Genomic DNA, 14168 nt, shown 5'->3' with positions numbered 1-14168 from the left:
TAGGAATAAACAACGATTCATAGGAACAATAACGCTATGGCGAACCCAAAAAAATTAGAAGAAAAAACAAGTAAAACAAACACAGTAAAAAATGCCCTTTATAACCCTGATCAAGACAATATTCAGGTCAGAGGCGCGCGTGTACACAATTTGAAGAACGTTGATGTTGATTTACCTCGCAATGCTTTGGTGGTCTTTACCGGTATCTCAGGCTCAGGAAAGTCGTCATTAGCATTTGGTACGTTGTTTGCCGAGTCACAACGCCGCTATCTTGATTCGGTATCCCCTTATGCAAGACGGCTCATTGATCAGGTCGATGAGCCAGATGTTGATTCTATAGAGGGGTTGCCACCAGCCGTTGCTTTGCAGCAGAAGCGGGGTACGCCTTCAGTGCGCTCATCTGTGGGTAGTGTAACGACGATATCCAATGGTCTGCGTATGCTCTACTCACGCGCAGGAGAGTATCCGGCGGGTCAAGGAATACTATATGCCGATGCATTCTCTCCCAATACGCCAGATGGCGCTTGTCCGACTTGCTCAGGTATCGGCCGCGTATTTGAGGTCACTGAAGAGCTGTTGGTGCCAGATAACACTAAGAGTATACGCGAGCGGGCAATTGCGGCTTGGCCACCAGCGTGGCAAGGACAAAACCTCAGTCGTATATTGACCACATTAGGCTATGATATCGATAAACCATGGCACACACTGCCGAAAAAAACACGTGATTGGATTTTGTTTACAGATGATACACCGACGGTACCTGTCTATCCTGAATACAACATCGAACAAACACGCGATGCGATTGAGAAGGGCGAAAAGCCAAACTATATGGGTACTTTTACCAGTGCCAAAAACTTCATTTTGCACTCTTTTGCTACCACTCAGAGCCCGCGTACCAAAAAACGCGTCTCGCAGTTTATGCAGATATCTGAGTGCCCTGAATGTCATGGCAAGAAACTAAAGAAAGAATCGCTATCGGTTAAGTTTGCAGGACTCGATATCGGTGAGCTATCACAGTTAACACTGACTGAAATGGCGGAAAAATTAGAAGCAACCGCTCGTACTAAGGTAGGCGATAACACACCAAACCGCGAAAAAGCCATCGTCGCCCAGCGTATCGCCAGTGATATTCTCTCTCGTGTTGAAGCGCTGACAAGGTTAGGGTTAGGCTATCTCTCGCTTGAGCGTACCACACCGACTCTCTCTCCTGGTGAGCTACAGCGACTACGGCTGGCAACCCAGATTCGCTCGCAGTTGTTTGGCGTGGTATATGTCCTTGATGAGCCATCGGCAGGTCTTCATCCTGCTGATACTCAAGCATTGCTAGGTGCGTTGGATGAGCTGATTACCACTGGTAATTCGGTGTTTGTCGTTGAGCATGATGTGAGTGTCATCAGACATGCCGACTGGGTAGTCGATGTCGGGCCAAAGGCAGGCACGCATGGTGGCGAGATTGTCTATAGTGGCCCTGTAGATGGACTTCGTAAAGTTACGCAGTCGCATACTGGTCAATATCTATTTGCCAATGCTACGTCTAACGCACAGTCAAAATCTAACACAAGGCAGCCGGCAGCCTGGCTTAAGCTTGCCAACATTGAGCGAAATAATATTACAGGATTAGATGTTGAGTTTCCGCTTGGGGTGATGACCAGCGTCACAGGGGTCTCAGGCTCAGGCAAATCAAGTCTCGTCAGCCAAGCATTGGTAGAGCTTGTCAGTGAAGCGTTGGGGCAGAAGACAGTTACAGAAGCGCCTGTCGGTGAGGCGGACTTACTTGAGCAGGAGCTTGAGTCAGTAACTGGCGGTGAGATCGTCGCTGGCATGGAGCACGTCCGTCGGCTTATTAATATCAATCAAAAAGCAATTGGTCGTACACCGCGATCTAACTTGGCAACCTATACGGGCTTGTTTGACGATGTACGCAAGCTGTTTGCAGCGACCAAGCAAGCAAAAGCGCAAGGCTATGATGCTGGCAGGTTCTCATTTAATACGACTAAAGGCCGCTGCCCAAATTGCGAAGGTTTAGGGTTTGTCAGTGTTGAATTATTATTCTTACCAAGCGTCTATGCACCTTGTCAGGTATGTCATGGTCAACGCTATGATGAGGAAACGTTAGCAATCACTTATCGAGACAAAAACATCGCTGAAGTTTTGAATTTAACAGTTGAAGCGGCACATGAGTTTTTTGCTGATGAAGCACCTATTTTGCGTGCATTAGAAGCGTTGCTACAAGTTGGACTTGGTTACTTACGTCTGGGTCAGCCTGCCACCGAATTGTCGGGTGGTGAAGCGCAACGTATTAAACTTGCCACCGAGCTGCAACGCACGCAGCGAGGCGACACACTATACATATTGGATGAGCCAACCACCGGCCTACACCCTGCTGACGTGTCTATGCTTATGACGCAGCTGAACGGTCTCGTTGATGCGGGCAATACCGTTATTATGGTTGAGCATGACATGCAAGTGGCGAGCAATAGTGACTGGATCATTGATATCGGACCAGGGGCAGGGGGTGCGGGCGGGGTAATCGTCGCTCAAGGTACACCACATGACGTGGCCCAATCAAAAGACAGTCGCACCGCACCGTTTTTATTGGTATGATTTTATTGAAGTGAAGACAAGTCTTCAAATTGGGTTCGAAGGTGGAAGGACTATCCCCAATAACCATCAGGACATTTAGGCAATTCAACTAACGTGCGACGTAACGCATCTGACCACTGATGACGAATCGTATTAAAGTACTCATCACGCTCATCAATACGTCGGCCGTTGGGCAGAGCTAGGCTGTCATTGTCATAAAGTACAAAATCTATCGGCATACCGACTGATAGATTTGAGTGAATCGTAGAATCAAATGACAGCATCAGCGCACGTGCCGCGTGTCTTACATCCGTGTTGTAGCTGACAGAACGATCCAAAATAGGTTTGCCATATTTGCTTTCACCTAACTGAAAGAAGGGCGTATCTTCAGTGGCTTTGATGCAATTGCCTTCAGGATAAATCAGGTATAGCTCAGGTGGCTGTCCTTTTATTTGACCACCAAGCATAAACGAGCTGGTAAATGCACCATCGCGAGTAGAGTTAGCGACTGCTTTTGCATGGTTCATAACATCACGCATACATTCACCAACCATTTGCGCGGCATCAAACAACGTCGCTACTGTATTGAGGTTACTCTCAGCACGCTGGTCAATGTCGCTTTGTAGTTTATTGAACACTGCCTGCGATGTCGCTAAGCTACCAGCTGTCTGTAGCACCATAAAGCGCTCGCCTTCAACGCCGTATTGATACAACTTTCTGAATGTCGATATGTGATCAACACCGGCATTCGTGCGCGTGTCACTGGCAAAGACCATACCGTCTTTTAGACGAATGGCAGCACAATAAGTCATAAAATACCCTTGATGAATAAACGTAATAAAAAATAGCAAACGCTATGATAGCTTTTTGACTAATACCAAACTGTAAAGATTTTCGTAACCGCCGCCCATACGCACGCCGCGAACAGGCGCCGTATCTAGATAATCTCGTCCAATAGCCACATACACATGTGAGTTTGGGGTAAATGCCTGATTTGAGATATCAAAAGTATACCAGTAACCATCCAGCCAAACCTCAGCCCATGCATGACTGGCCATGTGATTTTCGGTATCGTCATACAGATAACCGGACACATAACGCGCTGGAATCTGTTGATCGCGCAAGATACCTAAAAATACATGCGTATGGTCTTGGCACACACCGGCACTTGTCGCAAACGCCTTAGCAGCAGTTGTGCCCACATGTGTGACGTCTTTAACAAAAGGCATTTTCATAATAAGGGCATTCGCCATCGCCTTTAAGCTGTCATGAGTAGGGGTTTTCAGATATGGTGCTGCAAATTCTCGCATCTCTTGTGAGCATTTGGTCAACGGGGTTTGTACGGTAAATAGCAGGTAGGGGACATGATCCATATCCTCTAAACGTTCGGTTTCGGTGTTGATCTCAACGATACCCGACGCCTGCATTTGTAAGTTGTTATGTGCCTCGTTACGACTGAGCGTGAGCCATGCATTACCAAAGCCGTCCTTTTGGTTAGTCGCCACTTTAGGGAGCATGACATCCCATTTATGAATGGTCTGATGCGGCATTTGCATGGGGGTCATGCGTATATACTGTACACTGCGCTGCGCTAGCTCATCGTAATAATAGTTGGTTTGGTGACTGATTTGAAGTTTCATGGCATTTTCCTTATAGCATCTTTCTACTTTCTGTTTATTCCATATGTCTCATGAGCCGTTGTTATTGGTTTTTGGCTAGACACCTTCTATACACCTTGACGCAATATGAGATTGAACTCCTTGCTAATCAGCGCAAAATCACTAAATTTCTTTGACCTGATCATCTGGTTGGTCAAGCGGATAAGCTCACGCCAGCGCGTATTCTCCGGCAACTCATTAATCCAATGTCTGAATTCAAAACTGATCTCTGTTGAATCCTCTCCCAACAAGACGGCACGCTCAAGCTGCTCAAAGTGACGCCCCAATTGCCAGAAGCAAGTCACTGTCGGATTCTCTTGTTTCATCGCAGCGTTACACGCGTGTAGCTGCAAGGTCGCCGCTCGATACGTGCCAGCACTCGATAAACGCTTGATCAAGTTGTATAACTCAGCAGTATCTTTACCAATGACACCTTTGGCCTCTTGGACATTATCCTCAATCGATTGCACGATATTGGGTATGATGTTTTGTTCCAAATCAGCCATCATTTGTGCTTTCATGGTGGTAAGTGACACTTCACCATCAACGGCAAACCCTAAATGGCTAATTAAATGTCTGATCTGTGATTTTTTTAGATCGCCTTTGACGAGTTGTTTCATAACATCGTCGTAGTAATACAGACGCTCACTATATCGGCCTAGCCATATCAAGTGGCTGGCGGTAGAGAGTAGCAGTATCATGGGCGCATCATCTAAACTCTCGTAACCTGTTTCTAAGGGTTGGACGCGATCATAGTAGTTCGCGTGCCCTGAAGCATTGACACCTATTGAGGATAAAGGCGAGCACTTGTCGGTTTGCTGGTTGTCTAAATCACTGTCATCAATAATCCAAGTGTCCTTGATACCACCGCCTTGTGATGAATTGACGACCAAAGAGCCTTCAACCATGGCCACTCGTGTCAGACCACCGGGTACAATATCTACTGTGCCATCACCATGACTGAGGATAAAGGGGCGCAAGTCAATATGACGCGGTGCGATACCATCGCTTACGGCAGTAGGATTGGTAGATAGTGAGATAGTCGGTTGAGCAATAAAACCGGCTGGGTTTTCAAGCAAGCGCAGGCGATATTCTTCGATTTCTTTTTTGGTCGACGTTGGACCAATAAGCATCCCGTAGCCGCCTGAGCCTTGCGTTTCTTTTACCACCAGCTTGTCTAGATTATCGAGCACATATTTGAGATCATCAGGCTTACGGCACTGGTATGTCTCGATATTAGGTAAGATAGGCTCTTCATTTAAGTAGAATTTGATCATATCTGGTACAAAAGGATAGAGACTCTTATCATCGGCCACGCCCGTACCTGGGGCGTTAACGATCACCACGTTGCCAGCGCGATAAGCACTCATGAGCCCTGATACACCTAATATGGAGTCAGATTTAAAGGCTAACGGGTCAATATAGGGATCATCAATGCGGCGGTAGATCACATCGACTTGTACCTTGCCGCGAATTCCTTGCATATAGACTTTGCTGTCCTCAACGACCAAATCATACCCATGGACGAGTGGCACATTCATCTCATGCGCCAAGAAAGCATGCTCATAATAGGCACTATTAAAGCGACCTGGCGTTAAAATGACGACTTGTGGATCATATTTGGATGTTGAGCTGGCAAGACAGGCTTTGAGACGGCTAGGGTAATCACTAATACCCATAATAGGGGTGTCAGAAAATATATCAGCTAATAGTGTCTCTGATATATTGCGACTCTCAAGCATATATGAGACGCCTGATGGGGTACGCAAGTTATCCTCTAACACACAAAATTTACCTGTCTCGTCTCGAATCAAATCAATACCGCTGATGTGCGAATAGATAGGTTTGTCGAGCTCAATGCCCATCATCCATGGCTCATAACAGCCACTGGCATAGACGTAGCTGGCAGGGACAATATCCGCCTTCATGATGGCTTGGTCATGGTAAATATCATGTAAGAATGCATTGAGAGCGGTGATACGCTGTTTACAGCCTGCTTCTATTTGTTTCCATTCGCTCGCGGCAATAATGCGTGGAATGATATCAAACGGAATCATACGCTCGATGTTTTTGGCATCGCTATAGACGGTAAAGGTAACCCCTTTACGGTAAAAGATATTTTCTGCTTGTTCGTTTAGATAATTGAGGGCATCCATGTTGATGTTATCAAGCCAATGGCCAACAGCTTGTGCCACTGGGCGATACTTACCCTTACTTATCTGCAATTCATCGAAAATTTGTGGTTTTTTCTCAGGTTTTTCTAAAGTGTCTTTTGTTAAGGTATTTTCGATCGGTGTTGACACAGGACTTGTGGTATCGGTACTGGTTGCTTTAATGGACTGACTCTGATTTGCAGATTTTTCTTTGTCTGGGTTTCCATCCTTAGACTGACTTTGAGATGCTGTTTTATTCATAAATACCTCACGTATCCTTGGTAAAGTTATACTTTATGATGAATACACTGTCTATGCTAAGTAGAGTAGCACTTGTACTGCGCCCAACAGGTAGTCTATCTCCTGTATGGACTATACAACGGTTACTGAGCAATATACAACAAGAGTTAAATAATAGATTTTTAAAAACTTGAACCTAATTCCAATAAGTTTAACTCAATAGAAACAGTAGGAGAGAAGACGTGAAGCTACGTAGTAGGTTTTTAATGCTGGCAGGTATAGGGTTGTCAGTTACTATCAGTACCAGTGCTTTGTTTGGTAAGGCAAGTGATAATCCACTGTATGAAGATATTGCGGAAGCTGAAGGCATACCTCTGTATTCTGATGGCTGGTCCACTGTACTGTCAGATGATGCATTGAAATCTGATAAAATTCATGCCAATGCTGCAGGCTATAGACAGTTCGCTGAAGGGCTGCATGATTATCTAAAAGACGAAGGGTGGGTACGTTAAACCGCAATGTAAACCACAGTTTTTAGGTTTAAAAATTATGAGTAAGGTGTATGTCTGTAGTCAGTATATAACGCTCAAAAAAAGCAGAGAGCTTATTGACTAGGCTCTCTGCTTTTTTATTTTTATTTTGCTAATGACAAATAGTCGATAAATTTTATAGCCAGTTTTATAGCCTAGTCTTTTTCATTATCACCCATGACGACTACCAAACCTTCATCAGCGGCTATCTTACCTTCGCAGATATCTTTATAAACCTCTAGTAAGCCATTGACTCCATCAAGCTCTTGAATCTTTAACCACGCACTAGTTTTTGTGGTGCTATTCATGATGTAGTGCATAGAGCGTTTATTGAACTCTTCAGGGCCCCATTCTTTCATACGTTGCTGTACATGACTGGGCGCAAAAAACTGCTGGCTACGCGCTTGAATGATACCTTCAGCATGACGTGGTTCGTCCCAGTGTGTGATACCGACATTGCTGGTGTAACGCATGTTATCGCCTAAGTGTCTATGTAGACGACTAAGCACGTCAGTATTGGCTGACATATCTACAATAACCGTCGGCTTAGTTGCATCAATTTGCTCAAGGGTATCATAGCTAAGCACACTGTTATAAGCGTCAATTGACTGAACAAAATCTATATTACGGTTTGAGGTGAGACCGATAACGTGCGGTGTATTTTTATCATCAGCTAGACCATATGCTAAGCCAGTACTGGTCTTGCTAGAGGCACTGATAATCAATACTTGCTCTGCACCAAACCAGTCATTGCGCTTCAATAAATCATGCAAGCAGAATGAGGTAAGATGCAAGACAAACAACAGCATGCGCTGATCGTCATTGGCACGATCATAACCAGGTTCATGATTGACGCGCTGATATATATTGTAGCCAGGTGGTAGCTCGGCACGATGGACACTATCATCAAGTAAACTGGTTTGGGTGACTCGCTTGGGTGTTATGATTAACTCATTGGCGGGCGGGAAGTAACCGAATAAGCGCTCACCGATAGGTAGTGCATCACTATTGGACTCAACAACATCGCCAAAACCCCATACTGGAATAATACCCCATTTTTCAGGCTCGTCACCATTTGGCGGAAAAAACTGCCAATAGCGTAATTGGTCACCCATGACTGCATAAGTAATGTTGTTGGCGGTAAAGGCAAAGCGGTCGACTTTGACACGTACTTCGCCATTGCCTAGGGTATGTGCAGGCGTCTCTTGCAGGCGAGCTTGGGTTAAGTTTGCTTTATTGGTCTGAAATTCTTGCATGGTTATTTCCTTTTTTATTTTATAGTTATCAGATTAAGCATTAGCAGTTTTGGCTTGACGCGCTGCCGTAATTTGCATGATTTCACTCATGAGCTTAGGCATGTTTGCAGCGGCTTTTGGTCCTGCTTCTTTTAGAAGCTTAAGAATAGCAAGCTCTTCAGGTGGCATGTCTTCGCTGGCTCGTACCAATTTGGTGAAGCCATCTAAGCGATTGTTGATCATCCATTCACGTAGCACAGGCTCCTTTGACCAACGCATCTGATTCTGCATTTGTTTAACAAGGCCAACCAAAAAGTCCGTATCATGATTTGGAATTGGCACCACTTGGCACAACTCATTTTTGATAGTTTCATCATCATAATTAGCCTCGATGTGGGCGATAAATGCGGCACTAAATACAGGTTGATAGGTACGTACGGTTTGCACCACCACGGTATCACCTTTGAATACATCGTACGTCTCTGTCACTGGTACTGCCCGTGCAGAGCAGTCGATATGCATGGTGTTGGGGGTGGTAGAAATGCTGTCCTCACCAAAATAAATCTTGTCAGTATCTAAGCGGGTCACGCGACCTTTACGTACAATGTTTTTAACACGGCGTAACTGCTTGAGCTCTTCACTGCTAATGGTAGCGCCATGGAACATTTTCGGGCGCACATTTGGATCAATGCGCATTAATACGCCGCCTTTTTCTAAACGATCAAACAGGTTTTCGATGTTTTCTGCCTCAGCAATCGCTTCTGCCTGAGTAGCCTGTGCTCCAATAGTATGGGTGAAAAAATCACGAGAGGGTTGGGTATTTTTACGATCGATCAGCCAAGCATCTCTTGGCATAATCCACGTGATATTGTCTGGGTCAATTTGATTCTCTAGTAGCCATAAAACCGCATCAATACCTGTTTTTCCACCGCCGATAATCACGTAACCATCACGGGGTTTGGTTAGACTCGGCAAGTCATTTAACGGGCCAAACTTAACACCTTCAGCAATCTCAAAGTTTGGGGTATGGGTAGCTGGTACTGAGGTTTTAAAATAAGTGCCATCAATGATTTTCTTGTTGACCTTAACCTCATAGTTGGTATCAGACAGTAATGATGAAAACTTGCCGTCGCCTTGGTACTCACACATCGGGAAGTACTTCACGCGGCCACTTGGTAAAAACGTGTGCTTCATGACTTTATCAAAGTACGCCATGACTTCTGCGCCTGACGCCAGCTCAGATAAGCCTTTGTTTAAGCCAATTTTATCAATCATACCGCCGCAAAGCTCACGTGAGCTAACGCCATAAAAAGATGACGGCTGATGTAAGGTGACAAACGAATAGGCATCGTTCCAATGACCACCTGGCTTATGATGTTTATCGACGATAATAATATTAGCATCTGTTTCTGTGAGCAGCACATCGGCAAAAGCCATGCCCACCGCGCCACTACCAATGATTAGATAATCCGTTTCTAGCTGTTGAATACTCATAGTGTCCTTACTCTAAGTTGAGTTTCTATCAACACAATCAATTCATAATTGTTTGTGCATAACAGTGTTATATACTAGAATAACACTGTTATAATTGTCAAGACATAGTGAGAATCTAATGGATGCCAGAACCAAAATACTAAACGCTGCATCTGAGCTTTTCTTAGAAGGGGGTGGGGACGCCTTGAGTGTACGCGCCATATCCAAGCGGGCAGGACTGTCCACCATCGGTATATACAGTCACTTCCAAGGTAAGCAAGGCATACTAGATGCGCTGTACATAGAAGGATTTAATCTCGTCCGTGAAGCCATGGATGTCATTCCAGAAGGTAAGGCAAACAAAGAGCAAGTGCTAGAGGCGTGCCTAGGGTATCTCAATGTAGGCGAGCAACACGAGGCACACTATCGGCTGATTTTTGGGGAATCTGATGCAGGATATCAGCCCTCTGAAGAAGCAGTTGCAGCCAGAGACAGTGCATTTTCAAAACTGGTACGGGTGGCTGGCTCGTATCTACCAGATGGTGCGACTATTGAGGAGCGCAGACAAATAGCGCTAGATATTTGGGCAATCGTACATGGGTACGTGAGTATCAGTCACCACATGGTGTTTACTGATGATATAAATTTGGACTGGAAATCAATGGCGCTACGAGTGGTAGAAGTGCAGTTAGATGCCATAAAGTCTTCTTAGTAACGATATTGGCATATTTGTGGCAAGTGAGTGCATGCTAGGCTGAGTTATTTCAATATCGTAAGGTTAAGGATAGCAAATTATGTTTGGCATCATAAAAGACTGGCGTGAACAGCGCATACTAGACAACAGTGAATTTACTCAGGCTGACTGGATGCAAGCGGCTGAGCGTATCGTGATACTTGATAGATTAAATGTTGACGAGATGAAACATTTATTTGAGTTAGCAACATTATTTTTAGCTGATAAATCTATCACTGGTGCACAAGGCTTTGAAATTACGAATGCTGTCAGACAGTCGATTGCACTGCAAGCATGTTTGCCGATCTTAAACTTAGGCCTTGATTGGTATGCTGGTTGGTCATCCATCATCATTTATCCTGGCTCGTACAAAAGTAACAGCACCACGGTAGATGAGTTTGGTATCGTCCACGAAGGCAGTCAACACCGTAGCGGAGAAGCATGGCTGAGAGGGCCTGTTATTCTTTCATGGAGAGATGCCAAGCACTCAGGCGAACGTGACGGGCATAACGTTGTCATTCATGAGTTTGTTCATAAGCTCGATATGATGAATGGCCGTGCCAATGGCTTTCCGCCCATGCAACCTAATATGGATCCTGCAAACTGGACACAGATTATGAGCCGCGATTTTGAGGACTTTCAGACACATCGCAAGTCAGGACTTGATCGTTATGGCGCAACCAATCCTGCTGAGTTTTTTGCGGTTTTGAGTGAAGTGTTTTTTGAAACACCGCAAAAGCTGGTTGATGCTTATCCGGATATTTATCAGATTATGGTGAAATTCTTTCGGCAGACGCCGTTATAAATGATATTTATAGAGATGGTGACAGTAAACTGTATTTAAGACAGCATAAGCATATTGCAAATTCAGACCGTCCGGTGACTTTTTATGACTTAGACGTGGTTATATCAGTAGGCTATCGAATCAAATCTCCTCAAGGCGTGCAATTTAGGCGTTGGGCAACTCAGCGACTACTTAGTACAAGGCTATACGCTCAATCAACAGCGCTTCTATAAAAACTCAAGCGAGCTACAACAAGCGCTAAAATTAATCAAAAAAATTGCCCAAAGCACCGAGCTTAAAACTGACGAAGCTTGTCATTAAAAACCATACCAAAGATCACGTAACACAAGCTGCTATATATATTTTCTCGAATATATATAGCATTTATCACCAGATAGAGTAGGCTGCCCATTTAAACAAGTCTTATAAAAGTTGTCGGGCAATCTTTCTCTACGCCTTAAACCGTCCATTGGTCATTAATAATGGCGACTAGATACCGCTTGCCTTGATACTCATCAAATACTAAGCGCAATACCCGCCAGTCCATACCATCATATTCATCAGTGCCTTTATAATAAAACTCTACAACATCTGATGTTGGGTATGTTTCTTTTAAGTTATTGATAGAATTACCATTATTTTTTAATTCATTGACATTGATGCTAGCGTTATTAAACTTTTTGCCATCCACCCAAGTATCCAAATAAGTAGGCAACGGCATGACCAACAGATCGCCAGTACCGTCTTTTTCGCCCCAAGTGAATTGGATGTTGGACTGCTGTAAATACTGTGCAAATTGCCCGCGGCTAAAGAATTTATCTGACTCAGGCCGTACATAAGCGTACATCGAAAAACGAACGCCACGTGTTGGATGGATATCATTAGTGATTCTAGAAAAGTCCTTATTTGCCAGTGCGCGCTGTATACGTAACGCTTGCTGCCTAAGGGTTTGCTGGCTGATATCAGCATTACTAGGTGTTGATGAGCTACTGGTTGGCTGAGATACAATGGCTTCACTGGACTCAGAAGCAGACTGACAACCCGTAGCAGCTAGCGTGAATAACAGAAGGCTGCTAGAGACTAATGTTGCAGATTTTTCCTTAAAAAAAGCAGGTAATGTCATCATAAAATCATCCTTAGCACAGTTATTAGCGAAAGAAACATCACTATAAATTGTCATGGGAACCAGTAAAAAATACCATAAAAATGCTATGTAATCGATATTTTGGTAAGTAAACCTGAATGATACGATAATACAGCAGAGTCCGAATATAGGTATGATGTAATAGTCGGTAACACTTATAGGACAAAAGCTCGCAGAGAACACCATGCCAACATATAAATCGCTGACATTACTATTGACCATAGGACTGATGCCTGTCGGTCACGCTATAGCGGATGTATCAAAAGTAGATCAGAAACAAAATGCCATGGCTGATATGAAGATTGCGACCATCACGAAAATGTACCAACAAGATATTGATGACCAAGGTATGAGTCATCCTGTAGTGCTGCAGCAATACGCCGATGCTGATTTGCAAGCAGCGATGCAACTTGAGCAAGCATATTTTGATAAAACTCAGACGTCCTGCAATATAGATTACGATGTACTTTGGAACTCGCAAGATCCTGACTATACGCAAGACAAAAAGTTTTCAATCACTGCTCAAGGATTGGTTCAGGTTAGCTTGGCGCAAGGTAGCGATGTTTATTATGAGTTGTCATGTGATAATAATGATAAAACTTGCCAAGTCGCAGATGTGGTTTTAGATCAGGATGGCAAAACGTTGCGGAAGCATTTACTTGAAACTTGTCGTTAGTAAAAGTCTATAGCTAATATCAAATCTGAGTTAAGGTATAAGAATTACATAGTTTAAATTATTTTACGCCTAACCACTAAAACCGTTGGTTTGTTTTCGCATAATGTATATTATGTTAAACTAAGGCTACCGTACAATAAGTTCATGGGATTATGATTATATGATAAATCTTTATCAAGATTGGTTGATGATCTATTAATTCTCATACGTACTGCCTATTCATAAAATCACCTTCAGTAACACTAATACATTTACTAGCTAAGCTATCTTAAGGAGTCAATGTACAGAGCTATCACTGACCCTATTGTATTTGTAATTGAGCTTAACGTATTAAACCATGTCGCTAGTTAAACTGTTTGATAAACTTGTTCTACTCATCATTGCTAAGTTTACTACCTTCATACGGCACAACAATCCCTCTGAATAATCTGTCATTCCTAATCATCACCTAATAACCAAATTACTCATCAATCGAGTGTTGGTAGCTTAGCCGACTTCCTTATTAATGCGAATGTGCTTGAACTACATTAGGTACAGAAGTATTCGCCACCAAATGACAATCAGCTCAAAGTAAAAGCAAAAACCCTTCTGGATGCCTATTACTCTATATCATTGATAAGAACGTATACGAGCTTTGACAATGCTCCTATTTGGCATCTCAGTAAGTCCAAGTCTATATACACCTTATAGCTGCTATTATCATAGCTAACTACGTTGTAATACGTTTTCATTTAGAGTCACCAAAAGAGCCTTCCTGGTTAGTGAGACATTCATTGGTATTTTCTAACATCTCTCGTTCTTACTGAAATATCTTAATCTAAAGCATTAAGTTGCTACCTCCAAATTTGCACAGAACAGTACTATGACCCTGATTTTTATATTCTGTGCACGTACAGGAGCATGGTTTTTTGTGTAAATAAACTGAAGAACTCTATCAACCATAGTAAACAGAGTTTTTG

The 14168-nt window shown here is 43.6% G+C and carries 11 protein-coding genes and 1 pseudogene; 6 read left to right on the top strand and 6 right to left on the bottom strand.

The features are described 5' to 3' along the window. The first annotated feature begins 36 nt into the window (after window positions 1–36). Complete coding sequence (gene uvrA, locus JMX07_RS07300; protein ID WP_201607152.1) at window positions 37–2604, top strand: excinuclease ABC subunit UvrA; 2568 nt, start codon at window positions 37–39, stop codon at window positions 2602–2604. 50 nt (window positions 2605–2654) lie between these two features. Here uvrA and JMX07_RS07295 read toward each other — a convergent pair whose 3' ends face one another. The 3 genes and pseudogenes from JMX07_RS07295 to JMX07_RS13725 all read right to left on the bottom strand — a co-directional run. Then, complete coding sequence (locus JMX07_RS07295; protein WP_160021730.1) at window positions 2655–3395, bottom strand: peptidase; 741 nt, start codon at window positions 3393–3395, stop codon at window positions 2655–2657. A 42-nt stretch (window positions 3396–3437) separates the two neighbouring features. After that, complete coding sequence (locus JMX07_RS07290) at window positions 3438–4223, bottom strand: transglutaminase family protein (RefSeq protein ID WP_201607149.1); 786 nt, start codon at window positions 4221–4223, stop codon at window positions 3438–3440. 854 nt (window positions 4224–5077) lie between these two features. After that, window positions 5078–6655 (bottom strand): annotated as a pseudogene (locus JMX07_RS13725) (circularly permuted type 2 ATP-grasp protein); the annotation flags it as partial. A 221-nt stretch (window positions 6656–6876) separates the two neighbouring features. On the opposite strand from JMX07_RS13725, the gene JMX07_RS07280 reads away from it, so the two are divergent. Continuing rightward, window positions 6877–7146 (top strand): hypothetical protein, encoded by a 270-nt coding sequence (locus JMX07_RS07280; protein WP_201607146.1) that lies wholly within the window; start codon window positions 6877–6879, stop codon window positions 7144–7146. A 173-nt stretch (window positions 7147–7319) separates the two neighbouring features. Here the strand turns inward: JMX07_RS07280 and JMX07_RS07275 are convergent, their stop codons facing one another. Together JMX07_RS07275 and JMX07_RS07270 are read right to left on the bottom strand one after the other, a co-directional pair. Continuing rightward, window positions 7320–8420: a DUF2855 family protein gene (locus tag JMX07_RS07275; RefSeq protein ID WP_201607145.1), complete on the bottom strand. Its 1101-nt coding sequence runs from the start codon at window positions 8418–8420 to the stop codon at window positions 7320–7322. Between the two features lie 33 nt (window positions 8421–8453). Then, window positions 8454–9893 (bottom strand): NAD(P)-binding protein, encoded by a 1440-nt coding sequence (locus tag JMX07_RS07270; protein ID WP_201607144.1) that lies wholly within the window; start codon window positions 9891–9893, stop codon window positions 8454–8456. Between the two features lie 118 nt (window positions 9894–10011). On the opposite strand from JMX07_RS07270, the gene JMX07_RS07265 reads away from it, so the two are divergent. The 3 genes from JMX07_RS07265 to rhuM all read left to right on the top strand — a co-directional run bounded on the left by JMX07_RS07265 (window position 10012) and on the right by rhuM (window position 11622). Further along, window positions 10012–10584, top strand: coding sequence for a TetR/AcrR family transcriptional regulator (locus JMX07_RS07265; protein ID WP_201607143.1), 573 nt, complete (start codon window positions 10012–10014; stop codon window positions 10582–10584). Between the two features lie 82 nt (window positions 10585–10666). After that, the gene (locus tag JMX07_RS07260; RefSeq protein WP_201607142.1) at window positions 10667–11410 is read left to right on the top strand and encodes a zinc-dependent peptidase; all 744 of its coding nucleotides are present in this window, start codon (window positions 10667–10669) and stop codon (window positions 11408–11410) included. 74 nt (window positions 11411–11484) lie between these two features. Then, a complete protein-coding gene (gene rhuM, locus JMX07_RS13670; protein ID WP_320158004.1) occupies window positions 11485–11622 on the top strand; it encodes a RhuM family protein in 138 nt (45 codons plus the stop codon). 224 nt (window positions 11623–11846) lie between these two features. Here rhuM and JMX07_RS07250 read toward each other — a convergent pair whose 3' ends face one another. After that, complete coding sequence (locus JMX07_RS07250) at window positions 11847–12515, bottom strand: hypothetical protein (RefSeq protein WP_201607140.1); 669 nt, start codon at window positions 12513–12515, stop codon at window positions 11847–11849. A 202-nt stretch (window positions 12516–12717) separates the two neighbouring features. On the opposite strand from JMX07_RS07250, the gene JMX07_RS07245 reads away from it, so the two are divergent. Beyond that, window positions 12718–13209: a hypothetical protein gene (locus tag JMX07_RS07245; protein WP_227684692.1), complete on the top strand. Its 492-nt coding sequence runs from the start codon at window positions 12718–12720 to the stop codon at window positions 13207–13209. The last annotated feature ends 959 nt before the right edge of the window (window positions 13210–14168 follow it).

The organism is Psychrobacter immobilis (genome assembly GCF_904846235.1).
GTDB classification, from domain to species: Bacteria; Pseudomonadota; Gammaproteobacteria; order Pseudomonadales; family Moraxellaceae; genus Psychrobacter; species Psychrobacter immobilis_C.
This window is presented reverse-complemented; position numbering and strand designations above follow the sequence as displayed.